This window comes from Pseudomonas tremae, from assembly GCF_001401155.1.
Lineage (GTDB): Bacteria > Pseudomonadota > Gammaproteobacteria > Pseudomonadales > Pseudomonadaceae > Aquipseudomonas > Aquipseudomonas tremae.
Window position 1 is genome coordinate 21,107 of the sequence record NZ_LJRO01000467.1, and the last position, 17,867, is coordinate 38,973.

Annotated in this window: 15 protein-coding genes; 3 read left to right on the forward strand and 12 right to left on the reverse strand. The window is 58.5% G+C overall.

Annotated elements, in window-relative coordinates:
- Positions 1–48 precede the first annotated feature (48 nt).
- The 11 genes from ALO43_RS25915 to ALO43_RS25965 form a co-directional block, all read right to left on the reverse strand.
- Positions 49–1,278, reverse strand: coding sequence for a multifunctional CCA addition/repair protein (locus tag ALO43_RS25915; RefSeq protein ID WP_054998376.1), 1,230 nt, complete (start codon positions 1,276–1,278; stop codon positions 49–51).
- 98 nt (positions 1,279–1,376) lie between these two features.
- Positions 1,377–2,939: a SpoVR family protein gene (locus ALO43_RS25920; protein WP_005896606.1), complete on the reverse strand. Its 1,563-nt coding sequence runs from the start codon at positions 2,937–2,939 to the stop codon at positions 1,377–1,379.
- Positions 2,936–4,207, reverse strand: a complete 1,272-nt coding sequence (locus ALO43_RS25925; protein ID WP_024689686.1) for a YeaH/YhbH family protein — start codon at positions 4,205–4,207, stop codon at positions 2,936–2,938. The genes ALO43_RS25920 and ALO43_RS25925 overlap by 4 nt, the downstream gene beginning before the upstream one ends.
- 120 nt (positions 4,208–4,327) lie before the next feature.
- On the reverse strand, positions 4,328–6,250 hold the full coding sequence (locus ALO43_RS25930; protein ID WP_005896611.1) for a PrkA family serine protein kinase: 1,923 nt from the start codon (positions 6,248–6,250) through the stop codon (positions 4,328–4,330).
- Positions 6,251–6,536: 286 nt separating this feature from the next.
- A complete protein-coding gene (gene glpE, locus ALO43_RS25935; protein WP_005896614.1) occupies positions 6,537–6,857 on the reverse strand; it encodes a thiosulfate sulfurtransferase GlpE in 321 nt (106 codons plus the stop codon).
- Positions 6,854–7,756 (reverse strand): symmetrical bis(5'-nucleosyl)-tetraphosphatase, encoded by a 903-nt coding sequence (locus ALO43_RS25940; RefSeq protein WP_005896616.1) that lies wholly within the window; start codon positions 7,754–7,756, stop codon positions 6,854–6,856. Before ALO43_RS25940 ends, glpE begins: the two co-directional genes overlap by 4 nt.
- On the reverse strand, positions 7,756–8,136 hold the full coding sequence (gene apaG, locus ALO43_RS25945; protein ID WP_005896618.1) for a Co2+/Mg2+ efflux protein ApaG: 381 nt from the start codon (positions 8,134–8,136) through the stop codon (positions 7,756–7,758). The genes ALO43_RS25940 and apaG overlap by 1 nt, the downstream gene beginning before the upstream one ends.
- Before the next feature lie 113 nt (positions 8,137–8,249).
- Positions 8,250–9,056, reverse strand: coding sequence for a 16S rRNA (adenine(1518)-N(6)/adenine(1519)-N(6))-dimethyltransferase RsmA (gene rsmA, locus ALO43_RS25950; RefSeq protein WP_053931841.1), 807 nt, complete (start codon positions 9,054–9,056; stop codon positions 8,250–8,252).
- Complete coding sequence (gene pdxA / locus ALO43_RS25955) at positions 9,053–10,042, reverse strand: 4-hydroxythreonine-4-phosphate dehydrogenase PdxA (protein ID WP_005896622.1); 990 nt, start codon at positions 10,040–10,042, stop codon at positions 9,053–9,055. The genes rsmA and pdxA overlap by 4 nt, the downstream gene beginning before the upstream one ends.
- Positions 10,039–11,361: a peptidylprolyl isomerase gene (locus tag ALO43_RS25960; RefSeq protein ID WP_005896624.1), complete on the reverse strand. Its 1,323-nt coding sequence runs from the start codon at positions 11,359–11,361 to the stop codon at positions 10,039–10,041. Before ALO43_RS25960 ends, pdxA begins: the two co-directional genes overlap by 4 nt.
- Positions 11,342–14,122, reverse strand: coding sequence for an LPS-assembly protein LptD (locus ALO43_RS25965; protein ID WP_024669233.1), 2,781 nt, complete (start codon positions 14,120–14,122; stop codon positions 11,342–11,344). The genes ALO43_RS25960 and ALO43_RS25965 overlap by 20 nt, the downstream gene beginning before the upstream one ends.
- 129 nt (positions 14,123–14,251) lie before the next feature.
- Here ALO43_RS25965 and ALO43_RS25970 point away from each other — a divergent pair, with 129 nt between their 5' ends.
- The 3 genes from ALO43_RS25970 to ALO43_RS25980 are packed head-to-tail and all read left to right on the forward strand — an operon-like array spanning position 14,252 to position 16,775.
- Positions 14,252–15,277 (forward strand): aminoglycoside phosphotransferase family protein, encoded by a 1,026-nt coding sequence (locus ALO43_RS25970; protein ID WP_054998377.1) that lies wholly within the window; start codon positions 14,252–14,254, stop codon positions 15,275–15,277.
- Between the two features lie 58 nt (positions 15,278–15,335).
- A complete protein-coding gene (gene murU / locus ALO43_RS25975; RefSeq protein WP_024669235.1) occupies positions 15,336–16,007 on the forward strand; it encodes an N-acetylmuramate alpha-1-phosphate uridylyltransferase MurU in 672 nt (223 codons plus the stop codon).
- Complete coding sequence (locus tag ALO43_RS25980) at positions 16,008–16,775, forward strand: TerB family tellurite resistance protein (RefSeq protein ID WP_053480342.1); 768 nt, start codon at positions 16,008–16,010, stop codon at positions 16,773–16,775. It begins immediately after the preceding gene.
- 33 nt (positions 16,776–16,808) lie between these two features.
- Here ALO43_RS25980 and ALO43_RS25985 read toward each other — a convergent pair whose 3' ends face one another.
- A complete protein-coding gene (locus tag ALO43_RS25985) occupies positions 16,809–17,792 on the reverse strand; it encodes an alpha/beta hydrolase family protein (RefSeq protein WP_005896638.1) in 984 nt (327 codons plus the stop codon).
- Positions 17,793–17,867: the final 75 nt, after the last annotated feature.

Here is a 17,867-nt window from a genome sequence, read left to right on the forward strand (position 1 = left end):
GCGATAGACAGACGTTCAGCGCTGGGAGCGATAAGGTGAGCGAGTCAGTCAGGCGGCATGCTCGGCCTTGTAGATTTTCAGTGCCTTCAAGCGCTCGTTCTTCAGTGCATCACCCAGTTCCTTGCCTTTGAGGCCCTGTTCCAGCAGTGGCTGTACTGAAACCGTGCGTGCAGCCTCGGCTGCGCCGCGCAGGTAGTCGGCCTGTGGATAACTGCGTTGCTCGAAACCCTGACGGCCTCGTGCGTCCATTTCGCAGGCGGCAATGAATTCCTCGAATCGCTGCGGGCGGCGATAGACGTCGAAGCTGTGCAGCAGGTCCAGCAAGGTCGAGGGTTTCAGTTCCAGCGCGCGGTGCCCATGAGTGTGGTACTGGCCAACCAGCAGCGCCAGTTCCTGACAGTCCTTGGGTACCCGAAAACGTTCGCTGACTGCTTTTATCGGACGCAGGCCGGTGTGCTCGTGGGCAATATGGCGGGGCCACTCGGATTCGGGCGTCAAGCCTTTGCCCAGGTCGTGCAGCAGGCAGGCCCAGCGTACGGTCAGCGGATGCTGATGACGGGCAGACTGCTCAAGCACGCTCAGTACATGCACGCCGGTGTCTATTTCCGGATGGTGCGCAGCCGGCTGCGGAACGCCGAACAACGCTTCGACCTCCGGCATCAATTCTCCGAGCGCACCGCAGTCGTGCAGTACCTGGATGAATACCTGAGGCTGTTCTTCCATAAGCGCGCGCGAGATTTCTTTCCAGCTTCGCTCGGCGGTCAGGGCCTTGAGTTCGCCTGACTCACTAAGCTGCCGCATGAGGTTCATCGTTTCGGGGGCGATGCTGAAACCGTAGCCGGCATAACGCGCGGCGAATCGGGCAACGCGCAGAACCCTGAGCGGATCTTCGGCGAAAGCGGGCGAAACGTGACGCAAGATGCGCGCTTCCAGGTCTCGCTGGCCATTGTAGGGGTCGGTCAGATTGCCGTCCTTGTCCTCGGCCATCGCATTGATGGTCAGGTCGCGACGGATCAGGTCTTGCTCGAGCGTGATCTCGGGGCTTGCGTGAAAAACAAAGCCGCCATAACCCACGCCGCTTTTGCGCTCGGTGCGCGCCAGCGCATATTCCTCGTTGGTCAGCGGGTGCAGGAACACCGGGAAGTCTGTGCCGACCGGGCGATAGCCCTTGACCAGCATTTCCTCGGTACTCGCGCCCACCACTACCCAATCGATGTCCGTGACGGGTTGCCCCAGCAGGCGGTCGCGTACTGCACCGCCAACTTTATAAATCTGCATAAAAAGCCTCCGTAAGCGCGACAGGATAAACCCTGTGTCGCGCTCGCGGAGGCCAAACCGATGGCATGGCTGATAATTAATCGTTACCGCTTGCCAGCCTAGAGGTGTACGACCGCCAAATCACGCCGGGGAAACTCACTGTCGGCGTTTTCGCTTCTTGGCGGTACATGGTGTGTCTTGACGACTTCGTCGTCTTGAACCGTCTCCAGATGGATGTCGAAACCCCATAACCGATGCAAGTGCTTCAGCACTTCGTCCGTCGAGTCGCCCAGCGGTTTGCGGTTGTGCTGCTGGTGGCGCAGGGTCAGCGAGCGATCGCCGCGTCGATCAATGCTGTAGATCTGTATGTTGGGCTCACGGTTGCCGAGGTTGTACTGGGCGGCGAGGATTTCGCGGATTGTCCGATAGCCGTTTTCATCGTGAATGGCAGGCACGACCAAGTCTTCTTTCTGATCGTCGTCCATGATGCTGAACAGCTTGAGGTCACGAATGACCTTCGGCGACAGGTATTGGAGGATGAAACTCTCATCCTTGAAGCTGCTCATTGCGAACTTGATCGCCGTCAGCCAGTCGGTTCCGGCGATTTCCGGAAACCACTGGCGGTCCTCATCCGTGGGGTGCTCGCACATCCGTCGGATGTCCTGATACATCGCGAAACCCAGAGTGTATGGGTTGATGCCGCTGTAGTAAGGGCTGTCGAAGCCAGGCTGGTAGATCACACTGGTGTGTGACTGCAGGAACTCCATCATGAAGCCGTCAGTGACAAGGCCTTCGTCGTACAGGTCGTTCATCAACGTGTAGTGCCAGAAGGTCGCCCAGCCTTCGTTCATCACTTGGGTCTGGCGTTGCGGATAGAAGTATTGAGCAATCTTGCGCACGATCCGCACCACTTCACGCTGCCAGGGCTCCAGCAACGGCGCGTGCTTCTCGATGAAGTAAAGAATGTTTTCCTGCGGTTCGGCAGGGAAGCGGGCATTGTCTTCCTTGCTGCTTTTGTCGGCGTTCTTCGGAATGGTGCGCCAAAGATCGTTGATCTGCCGTTGCAGATGTTCTTCACGATCTTTCTGTCGACGCCGCTCTTCTTCGGCAGAAATCGGGTACGGACGCTTGTAGCGGTCCACCCCGTAGTTCATCAGTGCATGGCAGGAGTCGAGCAGGTCCTCCACGGCATCGATCCCGTGGCGTTCTTCGCACTGCATGATGTACTGCTTGGCGAACACCAGATAATCAATGATCGAACTGGCGTCGGTCCAGGTACGGAACAGGTAATTGCCTTTGAAAAAGCTGTTGTGCCCATAGCAGGCGTGAGCGACGACCAGCGCCTGCATGCAGATGGTGTTCTCTTCCATCAGATAGGCGATGCAAGGGTCCGAGTTGATCACGATCTCGTAGGCCAGCCCCATCTGGCCCCGCGAGTAGGATTTTTCGGTGCTGAGGAAGTGTTTGCCATAGGACCAATGGTGATAGCCAAGTGGCATACCCACCGAGGCATAAGCGTCCATCATTTGCTCGGCGGTAATCACCTCGATCTGATTGGGATAGGTATCCAGGGCGTACCGCTCGGCAATTCTGCCGATTTCCCGGTCGTAGGCCCGGATCAGTTCGAACGTCCACTCTGACCCGATGGAGAGGGGTTGGCGTTTCTGCTCTCTGGCGCTCATGACACTAACCTTCGCTGGAAGAGTTCGCGGAATACCGGATAGATATCGCCGGCAGAGACCAGCTGCTGCTGGGCGAACGTATCGGCGAACTCGTCACTGATACGCTCGTATTCGTACCACAAGGCCTGATGTTCACGCGGCGTGATTTCCACGTACGTGTAGTACTGCACGAAGGGCATGATCTGCTTGGTCAGGATCTCGCGGCAGATGGGAGAGTCGTCGTTCCAGTTGTCGCCGTCCGAAGCCTGGGCTGCGTAAATGTTCCAGTCACTGGCCGGGTAGCGCGCAGCCATGATTTCCTGCATCAGTTTCAGAGCGCTTGAAACGATGGTGCCGCCTGTTTCCCGGGAGTAAAAAAACTCTTCTTCGTCCACTTCGCGGGCACTGGTGTGGTGACGAATGAACACGACGTCGATTTTGTCGTAATTACGCTTGAGGAACAGGTACAGCAGGATGAAGAACCGTTTGGCGATGTCTTTGGTGGCTTGGGTCATGGAGCCGGAAACGTCCATCAGGCAGAACATGACGGCCTTGGAACTTGGGTTGGGCTGTTTGACCAGCAGGTTGTATTTGAGGTCGAACGTGTCCAGGTAAGGCACGCGACGAATGCGCGCCTTGAGTTTTTCGATATCGGTTTCCAGCAACTGAATGTCGCCGAAATTGTCGGGCTCCTCGCGTTTCAAGCGCTCAAGTTCGCTGGTCGCTTCGCGGAGTTTTGCCCGGCTGCTGCCTGACAGTGCGATGCGTCGCGCGTGGGCCGAGCGCAGCGTGCGGATGATGTTGATGCGCGACGGGTTGCCTTCGTTACTGATCCCGGCCCGTACCGTCTTGAACGTGTCTGTGCCGGTCAGGTTGCGTTTGACCAGATTGGGCAGTTCGAGGTCTTCGAACATGAACTCGAGAAACTCTTCCTGAGTGATCTGAAACGAAAACTCGTCCATGCCTTCGCCGGAGTTACCTGCCTTGCCTGGCCCTTTGCCTCCGCCGCCACCTTGCGGGCGGGCGATATGTTCGCCGGTGGTGAATTCCTTGTTGCCAGGGTGAACGACCGTCTGCTTGCCGCCACGACCGTGGTGCAGAACCGGCTCGTCGATGTCGCGCCCGGGAATACTGATCTGCTCGCCGTGTTCCATGTCCGTGATGGAGCGCCGGCTGACCGCTTCCTCGACCGCCTTCTTGATATGGTCACGGTAACGACGGAGAAACCTCTGCCGGTTTACCGTGCTTTTGTTCTTGCCGTTGAGACGTCGGTCGATTACATAGCTCATAGGCCCCTCCGGGGAGCTTCAAGTTTTAAGCTTCAAGCTGCAGGCGAATGCTTTGTCAGCCTGGAGTCCGGGCCTGACTGCTGCTCGCGTGCAGCCAATAGCTTGAAGCTTGCACCTGCCTTATTGCGACTTGCGCACGCGCAGATACCATTCGGAAAGCAGGCGAACCTGTTTGTCCGTATAGCCCCTCTCGACCATTCGAGTGACGAAGTCGTTGTGCTTCTGCTGATCCTCTTTGCTGGCTTTGGCGTTGAAGCTGATGACCGGCAGGAGGTCCTCGGTGTTGGAGAACATTTTCTTCTCGATCACCACCCGCAGCTTTTCGTAGCTGAGCCAGGTCGGGTTCTTGCCGTTGTTGTTGGCACGGGCGCGCAGCACGAAATTGACGATCTCGTTACGGAAATCTTTCGGGTTGCTGATACCCGCCGGTTTTTCGATCTTTTCCAGTTCTTCGTTCAGGGCCACGCGGTTGAGAATTTCGCCGGTTTCGGGGTCACGGTATTCCTGATCCTGAATCCAGAAGTCCGCGTACAGCACATAGCGATCGAAGATGTTCTGCCCGTATTCGCTGTAGGACTCCAGGTACGCAGTCTGGATTTCCTTGCCGATGAACTCGATGTAACGCGGTGCCAGGTACTCCTTGATGAACCGCAGGTAGCGCTCGCGGGTTTCAGCGGGGAATTGTTCCTGTTCGATCTGCTGTTCCAGCACATAAAGCAGGTGAACCGGGTTAGCGGCGATTTCGTGTGGGTCGAAGTTGAAGACCTTGGACAGAATCTTGAACGCAAAGCGGGTAGACAGGCCGTTCATGCCTTCGTCGACGCCTGCGCTGTCGCGGTACTCCTGTATCGACTTGGCCTTGGGGTCGGTGTCTTTCAGGTTCTCACCGTCATACACGCGCATCTTGGAGTAGATATTGGAATTATCCGGCTCCTTGAGACGAGAGAGGGTGGTGAACTGGGCAAGCATCTTCAGTGTGTCGGGTGCGCAGTGCGCTTTGGCCAGCGAGCTGTTGAACAGCAACTTGTCGTAGATCTTGATCTCGTCGCTGACACGCAGGCAATAAGGCACCTTCACGATGTAGATACGGTCGATGAAGGCTTCATTGTTCTTGTTGTTGCGGAAGCTGTGCCATTCCGATTCGTTGGAGTGCGCCAGCAGGATACCGGTGAACGGGATCGCCCCCAGGCCTTCGGTACTGTTGTAGTTGCCTTCCTGAGTCGCCGTCAGTAAAGGGTGCAGGACCTTGATGGGCGCCTTGAACATCTCGACGAATTCCATCATCCCCTGGTTGGCGCGGCACAGTGCGCCGGAGTAACTGTAAGCGTCGGCGTCGTTCTGTGGGTACTCTTCCAGTTTGCGGATATCGACCTTGCCGACCAGCGCGGAAATATCCTGGTTGTTCTCGTCGCCCGGCTCGGTTTTCGCCACAGCGATCTGATTGAGGATAGAAGGGTAGAGCTTGACCACCTTGAACTGGCTGATGTCGCCCCCGAACTCGGCCAGACGCTTGGTCGCCCACGGCGACATGATGGTGCTCAGGTAGCGACGCGGAATTCCGAAATCTTCTTCCAGAATCGCGCCGTCCTCAGTGGCGTTGAAAAGACCCAGCGGCGATTCGAAGACTGGCGAGCCCTTGATCGCATAGAACGGGACCTTCTCGATCAGTTGCTTGAGCTTTTCAGCCAGGGACGACTTGCCACCGCCCACCGGGCCGAGCAGATAGAGGATTTGTTTCTTCTCTTCCAGGCCTTGGGCGGCATGGCGGAAATACGAGACGATCTGGTCGATGCATTCTTCCATCCCGTGGAAGTCGGCAAAGGCCGGATAGCGGCGTATGACCTTGTTAGAGAATATTCGCGATAACCGGGAGTTGGCGGATGTGTCCACCAGTTCGGGTTCGCCTATGGCCAGCAGCAGACGTTCTGCGGCTGAGGCGTAGGCGCTGCGATCCTGTTTGCAGAGCTCTAGATACTCCTGTAGCGAGAGCTCTTCCTGTCGTGTGCTTTCAAAGCGGTCTTTGAAGTGGCTGAATATGCTCATGACGTCACCTCGCTCGATACGTAGAGCCGGCGGCGGATCTCAGTCGATGCTGGCAGTAGCCGGTTTACCCGGTCACTGTTTACCCCCCAGAACACCTTAAAAGTAACTACCGATGACCCACGCGCCGGTGTACCGGCTCTCCCCTGAATACGGATGGCCTGGGCTAAGGATAGTTCGGATTCGGAAAGATAAAGAAGGGATGCGCGAGAAGAGGGGGTGACCGTTCGTCAGATGAAGCGCGAGCCCACGTAGAACGCGGGATCAGCTGTCATAAAAATATTTTGTATCAGCCTTGTGCGGTTTCTGACGGATAAGTGGCGCGCCAGAGCTCGAAACCACCGTCCACGCTGTACACGTCCGAGAAACCCTGGCCCACCAGATAGGCTGCGGCGCTCTGGCTGGAATTGCCGTGATAGCAGACTACTACCAGCGGTTTGTCCAGGTCGGCCTCGCGGATGAAGTCGGCTATGGACTGGTTATCCAGATGCAGGGAATCAGGAATGTGATTGCTCTGAAAGGCCTGAGCATCACGAACATCGACCAGCACGGCGCCTTGTTCGCGCAGTGCCTGAGCCTGTTCAGGCGGGATACGTTTGAATTCGGTCATTGCTGGGGCTCCTGAGCCTGGGGTTGCTGGGTTTGCGCGGTGCCGGGCTGCGTGCGGACAATCGGTCCGGTGGCAGCGTTGCCGACAGCATCGCAATTGCACAGATGGCGTTCAAGTGTATCGACGTTGAGCAGAGTCATGGCCCCGCCCCAGACACAGCCACTGTCGAGCGCAAAGACACCGGGTTCGTCGCAATGGCCTTCCAGTGCTGCCCAGTGGCCGAAGATGATTTTCACCTCGCGAGTCTTTCGGCTCTTGTGGTCGAACCAAGGAGCGTAGCCAGGCATGGCGGTTCCGACGCCTTCCTTGCTCTTCAGGTCGAGCTTGCCATCGCTGGTGCAGAAGCGCATGCGCGTGAAGTAGTTGGTGATCACTCGCAAACGTGCCACGCCTTTCAGGCTGCTGTGCCATTTTGCCGGTTCGTTACCGTACATGCCGTCGAGGAAGACGCCACAGGACTGATCGTCTTGCAGCGTCTGCTCCACTTCGGCGGCGCACTTCAGGGCCTTATTGAGCGACCACTGCGGGGCTATGCCGGCATGCACCAGAGCAACGTTACGTTTTTCATCGTAATGCATGAGTTTCTGCCGGCGCAGCCAGCCCAGCAATTCGTCGCGATCCGGGGCTTCAAGGATCTCACGCAGCGTGTCGCCTTTTTTCAGGCGCTCAGCGTTGCGCGCAGCGGCAAGCAGGTGCAGGTCATGGTTACCCAGTACGCAGACCAGCGATTCGCGGATGCTATAGAGGTAACGCAGGGTTTCCAGCGACTGGGGACCGCGGTTGACCAGATCGCCGACCAGCCAGAGCTGATCCTGATCCGGATCGAACTGAACATGCTCCAGCAGGCATTTCAGGGGTTCGAGGCAACCTTGCAGGTCGCCTGCCGCGTAAATCGCCATCAGTGCAGCGAGCCCGGAACGGCCAGGCGGAATGGCGCGATCACCGCATCGAAGCGTTTGCCGTCTTCGGCCAGCATCTGATAAGTACCCTGCATTATACCCACCTTGGTGGTCATGACTGTGCCGCTGCTGTAGGTATGGCTTTGCCCGACCTTGATCAGCGGCTGTTGTCCCACAACACCTTCGCCACGAACTTCCTCGACATGGCCGTCACCATCAGTAATGACCCAATGGCGTGACAGCAGCTTGGCGGGCAGTTCGCCGTTGTTCTGCACCGTGATGGTGTAGGCGAAGGCGAAGCGGTTCTGCTCGGGTTGCGATTGTTCTGCGAGAAAGCGCGTGATGACGCTGACGTCGACCTGATAACGAGAATCTGACATGCAGTAGGCCTTGAAATCCATTGCGAAAAAACGCGCGTGTGCGGCAGATAGAAGAGCTTAGGACAAGTAGCCGGAAAGGGACGACGGTATAGTCGTCTACCTGTCCCGAAAGGTTACTCCGTCACAACCTTTTCACTGAGTGTGTCAGCCAGTCGAACAAACGCGGCCAGGTCCAGTTGCTCGGGACGCAGGCTGCCGTCCACCCCGGAAGCCGTGATCTCGTCGCTGCTGAGCAACAGTTTGAGCGTGTTGCGCAAGGTCTTGCGGCGCTGGTTGAACGCTTCGCGCACGACCCGCTCCAGTACGCGGTGATCCTTGGCCTGGTGTGGCAGTGTTTCATGTGGGACCAGGCGGACGATGGCCGAGTCCACTTTCGGCGGCGGATTGAAAGCCCCCGGTCCGACATTGAACAAGTGTTCTACGCGGCAATGGTACTGAACCATGATCGACAGGCGGCCCCAGTCACCACCGCCAGGCCCGGCAGCCATGCGTTCGACCACCTCTTTCTGCAACATGAAGTGCATGTCGCGAATAAGGCTGGCGTTTTGCAGCAGGTGAAAGATCAGCGGTGTAGAGATGTTGTAAGGCAGGTTGCCGACCACGCGCAAGCTGCGAGGCTCTGCACCCAGACTGTTGAAATCGAATTTCAGGGCATCGCCTTGATGCAGGCTGAAGTTCGGCTTGCCGGCGAACTGGCTGTTGAGGATCGGGATCAGGTCCTTGTCGAGCTCGACCACGTCCAGCTGGGCACCGCTGTTGAGCAGCCCCTCGGTCAGCGCGCCCTGGCCCGGGCCGATTTCCAGCAGGCGTTCTTCGGATTTGGCGCGAATGGCACGCAGGATCTTGTCGATAACGCCTGCATCGTGCAGGAAGTTCTGTCCGAAACGCTTGCGCGCCCGGTGTTGGTATTGCTCGGTCATGAATAGGTCTCGGCCATCTGGTAGGCGGTTTGCAGCGCAACGTGCAGGCTGCCGGTGTCGATGTTCGCACTGCCGGCCAGATCCAGCGCCGTGCCGTGGTCGACAGAGGTGCGGATGATCGGCAGGCCAAGCGTCACATTGACGGCTGCGCCGAAACCTTTGTATTTCAGCACGGGCAAGCCTTGGTCGTGGTACATCGCCAGCACTGCATCGCAGTGCTCCAGATATTTTGGGGTAAACAGAGTGTCGGCAGGCAGCGGGCCGCGTAGGTCCAGCCCTTCGCTGCGCAGGCGCTCCAGAGTCGGTTCGATAATGTCGATTTCCTCACGGCCCAGATGCCCGCTTTCGCCAGCATGGGGGTTGAGGCCGCAGACCAGAATGCGCGGTTTCGCGATGCCGAACTTGTTGACCAGATCGGCGTGCAGGATGCGCGTAACGCGTTCCAGCCGGTCGGGTGTGATAGCGTCGGCCACCTCGCGCAGGGGCAGGTGAGTGGTCACCAGCGCGACACGTAGATCGCCGGTTGCCAGCATCATCACCACCTGTTCGGTGTGGGTCAGTTCGGCGAGGAATTCGGTGTGCCCGGAAAAAGCGATGCCACCGTCGTTGATGACACCCTTGTGCACGGGCGCGGTGATCATGCCACTGAAAAGCCCGTCGAGGCAGCCTTGCCCGGCACGGGTCAGGGTCTGCAGCACGAACGCGGCGTTGGCCTTGTTCAGTACGCCTGTTTGTACAGGTTCCGCCAATGGCGTGTCCCAGACATACAAGCTCCCTGCTGGAGCAGGCAGATCGGGGAGGGTGTCAGGCGTGACGTCGAGCAGACTGACCGCCACACCCAGCTGCGCGGCCCGCTCAAGAAGCAGGTCACGGCTGGTAATGGCAATCAGGGGATAGGGCTGAGGCTGAGTGGCGAGCAGCAGGCAGAGGTCAGGACCTATGCCGGCCGGCTCACCGGGTGTCAGAGCGAAACGCTTTGGTTTCACTGTTCAGCCTGAGTCGCGCCAGGGAGTTTGATCTCGACGTAGGCTTCGTCACGAATCTGACGCAGCCAGGTTTGCAGCTCTTCGTCGTACTTGCGATTGCGCAGCACGCTCAACGCTTGCTGCTCACGCGCCTGACCGGTTGCATCTGTGGCACGACGGCCAAGCACTTCCAGTACATGCCAGCCGTAAGCGGTCTTGAACGGTTTGGACAACGTGCCCTGCGGCGTGCTGTTCATGACTTCGCGGAACTCCGGAACCAGAGAGTTCGGGTCAACCCAGTTCAGATCGCCGCCGTTAAGCGCCGAGCCCGGGTCTTCCGAGAAGCTTTTGGCCAGCGCCGCGAAGTCTTCGCCATTCTCGATGCGTTCGTAGATTTTTTGTGCAAGCAGCTTGGTCGCTTCTTCGCTGCGGATTTCACTTGGCTTGATCAGGATATGACGCACATGCACTTCATCGCGCATCTGTGCCTGGCCTTGGCCGCCACGTTTTTCCAGCAGTTTGAGAATAATGAAGCCACCCGGCGTACGTGCTGGAGGCGTCACATCACCAATAGGCATCGAACTGAGCATGTCTCCGAACGGCGGCGGCAGTTGAGCGGCTTTACGCCAGCCCATGTCGCCACCTTCCAGTGCGTTTTCGCTGGAGGAAGTGGTGGCGGCGAGCTTGGCAAAGTCAGCACCTTTCTTCGCCTGATCATAGATGCTCTTGGCCTTGAGGGCTGCGGCCTGAATGACATCCGAAGATGCGCTGTCAGGCGTGGCGATCAGGATGTTGGCAAGGTGAAACTCTTCAGACAATTGAGCCTTGCCCTGGTCGGAGGCGAGGAAGTTTTTGACTTCCTGCTCGGAGACCTGAATACGCTCTGCCACCCGGCGCTGACGCACCCGGCTGATGATCATTTCCCGACGAACCTGCTCGCGAGCATCGTCGTAGGACACGCCATCATGGATCAGCGCGGCGCGGAACTGCTCCACGCTCATGTTGTTGCGCTGGGCAATGGAGGCGATTGCCTGGTTCAGTTCGTCATCGCTGACACGAATGCCGGACCGCTCGCCCATCTGCAATTGCAGGTTTTCCAGAATCAGACGATCCAGAACCTGCTTTTGCAGTGCTTCGGCCGGCGGAACGCCAGAGCCGCGCTTGGCGATGGTTTGCTGAACCTCATGAACCCGCTGGTCCACCTGGCTTTTCATGATCACGTCGTTATCGACGATGGCCGCAACACTGTCCAGAGGCTGAACCGCTGCATGCACAGCACCGCTCAGGAGTAACGCGCCCAGCATCAGCGGGCGCAGACAATCAGAAAGCTTGGTCTTCACGTTCACGATAACCTTGAATGCCTTTGTCGAGGAAGCTGTCTACTTTGGCGCCAGTTACACCGCCGAGCCCCTTCAACACGATTTGTAGGAATATGCCGCGGTCGCCTTTCTCGTTCTGAGGTGCAGCCTGGCTGAACTCGTCATAGTCGATCCAGTAGCGGTTGACCAGACGCATCTTCCAGCAGCAGTTGTCGTACTCGAACCCGCCGAATGCTTCGATGGTGCGCGCACGGTTGTAGTCATACTGCCAGCGGCTGATCACGCTCCACTGCGGCACGATAGGCCAGATGACCGAGAAATCGTGCTGTTGAATCTTGTAGTAGTCCTTCACGTAGTTCGGTGAGCCAGGCGTGCCGTAGTCGCCACCCCCTACGATCCAGCGACCAGTGCTTTCGTCGTAACGAATCTGGTCGTTGCGATAGCGATAGCCCAGGTTGACGATCTTGTTGGGTTCGGCTTCAGGCTGGTAATGGAACATCGCGCTGCCCGAACGGGTGCTCTTGCTGTCCGGATCCCAGTTGAAATCGGAGTTGAAGCGCCAGTCGCGGTTGAAGCGGTATTCGTATTCCAGAGCGTAAGGCGAAACGTTGGCACGCGCGTCATCACGATCTGCAAACTGAACGCCAGGCAGTTGCACCTTGCGGTCTTCGAAATAGACGGCCTGACCAATGCTGAAGCGTTGACGTTCGAAACCGTTGTCTTCGATCCAGCGGTTGGTGATGCCCAGCGACAGCTTGTTCTCGTCGCCGATGCGATCGGAACCGGTAAAGCGGTTATCGCGGAACAGAGATGCGTAGCTGAAGGTGCTCTCGCCTGTGTCGAATACCGGAATGTCAGTCTGGTCTTTCTCTGGAACATAGAGATAGAACAGGCGAGGTTCCAGTGTCTGGCGATAATCCTTGCCGAACCAGTTGGTATTGCGGTCGAAGTACAGGCCGCTATCGACGCTGAAGATCGGCACGCTGCGGCTTTGGCTGCTGCTGTATTGTTCATCAGCCAGCAGCGAGGCTTTGCCCTGGCTGTCCAGATCCAGATCGTACTGGGTATAGACATACTTGAGCTTCGGCGTCAGGAAACCGTAGGACCAGTTCATCGGCAGACTAACGGATGGCGCCAGGTTCAGGCGATCGCCGTTGGCGCGAGCAAGGCCCGTGATGTTGTTGTCGAGACGTGTTTCCGGGTTACCGTCTTCATCGATGAACGATCCGCTGCGCAGATCACGCTCAAAACGTACAGCCTCAGTCTGATAATCGAACTTCAGGCCGCCCGGGTTATAAGGCAACGTACCGTTCAGTGTCAGCTGTGGCAAACGGTTGTAAGGGGTAACGTTCGCAACCGTCGCCAGCTTGTAGGCCTGAGCGTTGAGCACTGCCGAGTAGCTGTCGCCACGGTAGGTCAGGGAGCCCTGCTGGTTGATGTAGTCAGTGCGTTTAACGCCGATCTGATCGGTTTCCAGGTCCTGGAAGTAATACGGGTCGCTGATGTCGGTGTAATCAACCTGGGTCAGCCAGCGTGTATCAAGCCCGCCCTTGTGCTGCCAGTTGATCATCCAGCGAGTCTTGTCGTAGTCCGACTGCTGTTTGCGTTCGTCATTTTCGTCGTTCAGGTATGCGCCGCCGAACTGGCCTTCGCTGCCTTTGGTCAGGTAGCGGAACTCGCCTTCCATCAGCAAGCCGCGGTCAGCCATGTAGCGCGGGTACAACGTGGCGTCGTAGTTCGGCGCCAGGTTGAAGTAGTAAGGCGTGACGAGCGTGAAGCCGTTGTCGCCGCCTGCCGCAATAGTCGGCGGCAGGAAGCCGGACTGGCGACGGTCGTCGATCGGGAAGTAGATATAGGGCGTGTAAAGGACCGGAATGTCCTTGACCCGCAGGGTAACGTTGGTCGCCGTACCGAAGCCGGTGGCCGGGTTCAGCGTAATGTTGTTGCCCTTTAGCGTCCAGGCGTTGCTGTTCGGTTCGCACGTGGTGTACGTACCGTCCTTGAGCCGGATGATCGCGTTCTCGGCACGCTTGGCGTACAGAGCGTTACCGCGAATGTTGGACTTGTGCAGGACGTATTCGGCGTTGTCGACACGGGCTTCGCCGGTATCGAGCTGCAGCTCGGCCTTGTCGCCGACGATCAGTGCACCGTTGTCGCGCAGACGGACATCGCCGTTCAGCTCGCCACGGTTTTCTGCCTGATGCAGGGCGGCCTCCTGGGCCTGGACCTGCATGCTGCCCTGACGCATGACGACATCACCGGCGAGGGTCGCGACCTGTGCTTCCTGCTCGTAACGCGAAGCCTTGGCTCCCACGAACATCGGCGCGTCTTTCATCGGCGTCTTGTCGTCCATGCCAGGACGGATCGGCTCGACATAGGCACCCGAGCAATACGGGCCGGTCTCGGCCAGTTGCGCTGCGGTGAGCTTTTCGCGAGGAACCCAATCGAGGTGGCTGTAGTCAGCACTACGCGACTTCAGACCTTTGCCCTTGGCTTCTGTGACCAGCTGCGTACCCGCAGACTGACCGCTCGAAGAGGTACTCTCCGAGGAAACCGTGCCGTTGGAACTGACCGACGCCGTGTCATGCACGGGGCGCGGAGGCAGATCTACAGCTGCAGTGTTGGATTTCGGCGCACAGTTCCAGGCACCCGAAGCAGAGACTGAGCAGTCATACTGTTCCGCGGCGACCACGAACTGAGTGGCCAGAGGTTGCATCGCCAGCAGACTGCCGGTTACGAGCAACGGAAATTTTTTACGAAACGCGGGGGATTTCAATGCCATCTTATTAGTCCGGGCTTCCTGCGCGCCATCTGCCCGCGGGGGGGCCGCACGCCTCTCGATGGGCTGAAAAAGATTCCGGATAATAAAGCATGACCCGCTTGACGGCTAGCGCCGTCGGAGACCCTTGTAATGTCAGATCAAGATATACGCCTGCAATCCCTGAAAGTTTGGCTCGATGAGCAGTTGCCAGCGCTCTTTGCAGCGCACAATTGGGGCGCCGTTCCCCCGGCCACGTTGACTGCCGCCAGCAGTGACGCAAGTTTTCGCCGTTATTTTCGCTGGGAGGGTGCCGATCGAACTTTTATTGTCATGGATGCGCCTCCACCCCAGGAAAACTGCAAACCGTTTGTAGAAATCGCTCATTTATTGGCCAGGTCGGGCATTAATGTTCCAAAAATATATGCCGAAGACCTGACGCAAGGCTTTTTGCTGCTCAACGATCTGGGTCGTGATACTTATCTTGATGTGATCAATGATGCCAATGCCGATGCATTCTTCGCCAAAGCCATTGAGGCACTGTTGGCGTTCCAGCAACTGCCGATGGACACGCCGCTGCCGAGTTATGACGAAGCCTTGCTCCGACGCGAGCTGGAGCTGTTTCCGGAGTGGTACGTGAAGCGCCATCTGGGGATCGAGATGGATGAGGAGCAACAGGCTGAGTGGCAGCAGATCAGCGCGCTCCTGATCAACAGTGCGCTGGCGCAGCCCAAGGTACTGGTGCATCGTGATTACATGCCCCGCAACCTGATGGTCAGCGAACCCGGTCCCGGTGTACTGGACTTCCAGGATGCTGTGTATGGCCCGGTGACCTATGACGTGACCTGCCTGTTCAAGGATGCCTTCCTGAGCTGGCCGCAGGAACGTGTCAGCCAATGGCTGAACACGTACTGGGACAAGGCGCGTGCGCTCGGCATTCCGGTGCAGGAAGATTTTGCGTCATTCGAGCGCGCCAGTGATCTGATGGGCGTGCAGCGTCATTTGAAGGTCATCGGGATCTTCGCGCGAATCTGCCATCGCGACGGCAAGCCTCGTTATCTGGACGATGTCCCGCGCTTCTTCGCCTATATCGAAGCGGTTCTTTCGAAAAGGCCCGAACTGGCGCAATTGGGACAGTTGCTTACCAGCCTGCAACACCCTGTAACTACTTCAGTCTGATCGAACAGATGAACGCCAACTTGAAACAACAGACATTGATTGATTTGAAGAGGACTGCATGAAAGCGATGATTCTCGCTGCCGGAAAGGGCGAGCGTATGCGACCGTTGACCCTGCACACGCCTAAACCGCTGGTGCGTGCCGGGGGAGTGCCTCTGATCGAATACCATTTGAATGCCTTGCGCGAGGCAGGCTTTCACCAGTTGGTCATCAACCATGCCTGGCTGGGCCAGCAGATAGAGGATTATCTGGGGGACGGTCAGCGTTTTGACCTGAGCATCCGTTACTCCCCCGAAGGCATGCCGCTGGAAACAGGCGGGGGCATTCATCGTGCGCTGCCGTTGCTGGGCAGCGAGCCTTTTGTCGTGGTCAATGGTGATGTCTGGACCGACTACGATTTCAACGCTTTGCGCACGCCGATATCTGGCCTGGCCCATCTGGTGCTGATCGACAACCCGGCGCATCACCCGACCGGCGACTTTTCACTGGTCGACGGTCAGGTGCGTGATGACGACTCGGCCGGGCAGAGGCTGACGTACAGCGGCATCGCCATTCTGCATCCGCGTCTTTTTGCCGAGTGCGAGCCCGGTGCGTTCAAGCTGGCACCGTTGCTGCGCGAAGCCATGCACCAGGGGCTGGTTACGGGTGAGCACTTCAGGGGCCGTTGGGTGGATGTCGGCACTCATGAGCGTCTGGCCGAAGTCGAGCAGTTGCTTGCGGAGACTCGCTGAATGCTCTGGCCCGGCACACTGGTCGGCGCTGGAGCCGGTTATGCAATTGCCAGCATTCCGGGCGCCATGCTCGGCGCGTTGTTGGGGCAGGCGCTGGACCGGCGGCTGAAGATTCAGAGCTGGGCGCACCTGCGCGAACGTCTGGGCGGGCGTGCGGCGATACCTGGCGACGATCTGTTGTTCGTGCTGCTGGGCCGGCTGGCCAAGAGTGAAGGGCGCGTGGTCGCCAGTCACATCCACCAGGCGCGTACCGAGATGCGCCGTCTGAACCTGAACGAGGCCGAGCAATTACGCGCCATCAACGCCTTCAAGCGCGGCAGGGATGGTGCCGATGGTTTGCGCAGCTATTTGCGCGGTTTGCAGGGTCAGGCTGAGCTGACGGAAGCCTTGTTGCGTGCGTGCTGGCGTATGGCCTGGGCGGACGGCAAGGCTTCCCGGGTCGAGCGCGAACTGATCGGCATGTGGGGCATGTGGCTGGGTTGGTCGCAACAGCAGGTCGAGTCTCTGGCTGGCGAGCATGATCCCATGCGGCGTGCGCCGATCAGTACAGGTGATGACTACAAGGGGGCGATGGCCCTGCTCGGTATAAAGTCTGACACCGACCCTTTGAGCATCAAGCGCGCTTATCGGCGCTTGCTCAGTCGGCACCACCCGGACAAGATCGCCGGCTCGGGTGCCGATGCCCGACAGGTGCGTGTGGCCACCGAGAAAACCAGCGCATTGCACAACGCCTATCGGGTCGTGAAAAACCGGCGCGGCTTCACCTGAAGCTGCGCCTGTAACGCGCTGCGTTCGTGGCGTTTACTTTTCCTCTTTGGCCTCTATCCAGCCGCGAACGCGCCTGAACAGCTGATCTTGCTCGGTGCTTTCATTGCCGATGATGTTGATCAGGGCAATTTGGGTAAACCCCGGCCCCTTGGCGCGTTTACTGGCCTGCAAGCGCGCCTTGGCGGCCAGGTCCACAGGGTTCTTGTAAACGAAGTCAGCGGTCTTGATTTTAAGCGAGGGCACCATTTCCAGTAGCGTAGGTGCGGGATTGACGGGCTCGCGAGCAGCGATCATCACCAGTTTCTGCACGACAGGCGAGGTCCGCTCATTGAGGAACCTGGCCGCCCAGTACGCCCCACTGCTATGGCCGACCAGCACTATGCTGTGTGCCTTGTTCTGCTGCGCGAAGCTGATCGCGCTTTCTATGCGGGCAAAAATACGCTCGGCCTGAGCCTTGTTGCGTTCTTCATCGGCTGCGGCCTTGGCGGTTGCAGCGGCGGCCTGAGCTTCAGCCTCAGCCGCCGGGTCTGGCGTTTTCTCCGCTGTATCCTTGGGCGTTTCCTTCGGTTTTTCGGCGTTGGCATCTGCAGCCGCGGTGTCGGGCTCACGCGCTGTCAAGGTCGTGTCCTGAGCGTCCGGCAGGGTGATGCTCAGGCTCGACCAGCCGACATCCGGGAACTTGCGTCGCAACGGCCCGACGGCGTCCGGCCAGTCGGGAGACTCGTCGTCGCCCGGGACGATGATGACGGCGCCCTGAGGTGCTTCGCTGTTTGCGGGCTTCCAGAGTGCTAGAAAGCTTTCGTCCCCGGCCTTCAGTTGCTGTTGGTCCTCGCGAGGCAACTGACGCTCCAGCGCCAGTTCGTCTTCCTGAGCGCGACTGAGCAGTGGTGCCCGCTCGACAGGTGCTTCGGCAGCGTCCTTCGCTGGCGTCGGGTCGGCCGCTGTCGCAGGCAGGGCGCAAGGAAGCATCAATGAGAGAAACACTGCGGGAAGCATTGCGCGAAAGGGGTAGGACATCGGATATTCCAAGCCGGTAACTGTCCCGGCAGCCTAATGGGTTGATCGGCTTTTGTCAGGCATGAGCCTGCGCGG

Coding starts and splice junctions, on each gene's coding strand:
- ALO43_RS25915 (WP_054998376.1), bottom strand. CDS start 1,278: ATGCAGATTTATAAAGTTGGCGGTGCAGTACGCGACCGCCTGCTGGGG.
- ALO43_RS25920 (WP_005896606.1), bottom strand. CDS start 2,939: ATGAGCGCCAGAGAGCAGAAACGCCAACCCCTCTCCATCGGGTCAGAG.
- ALO43_RS25925 (WP_024689686.1), bottom strand. CDS start 4,207: ATGAGCTATGTAATCGACCGACGTCTCAACGGCAAGAACAAAAGCACG.
- ALO43_RS25930 (WP_005896611.1), bottom strand. CDS start 6,250: ATGAGCATATTCAGCCACTTCAAAGACCGCTTTGAAAGCACACGACAG.
- glpE (WP_005896614.1), bottom strand. CDS start 6,857: ATGACCGAATTCAAACGTATCCCGCCTGAACAGGCTCAGGCACTGCGC.
- ALO43_RS25940 (WP_005896616.1), bottom strand. CDS start 7,756: ATGGCGATTTACGCGGCAGGCGACCTGCAAGGTTGCCTCGAACCCCTG.
- apaG (WP_005896618.1), bottom strand. CDS start 8,136: ATGTCAGATTCTCGTTATCAGGTCGACGTCAGCGTCATCACGCGCTTT.
- rsmA (WP_053931841.1), bottom strand. CDS start 9,056: ATGACCGAGCAATACCAACACCGGGCGCGCAAGCGTTTCGGACAGAAC.
- ALO43_RS25965 (WP_024669233.1), bottom strand. CDS start 14,122: ATGGCATTGAAATCCCCCGCGTTTCGTAAAAAATTTCCGTTGCTCGTA.
- ALO43_RS25970 (WP_054998377.1), top strand. CDS start 14,252: ATGTCAGATCAAGATATACGCCTGCAATCCCTGAAAGTTTGGCTCGAT.
- murU (WP_024669235.1), top strand. CDS start 15,336: ATGAAAGCGATGATTCTCGCTGCCGGAAAGGGCGAGCGTATGCGACCG.
- ALO43_RS25980 (WP_053480342.1), top strand. CDS start 16,008: ATGCTCTGGCCCGGCACACTGGTCGGCGCTGGAGCCGGTTATGCAATT.
- ALO43_RS25985 (WP_005896638.1), bottom strand. CDS start 17,792: ATGTCCTACCCCTTTCGCGCAATGCTTCCCGCAGTGTTTCTCTCATTG.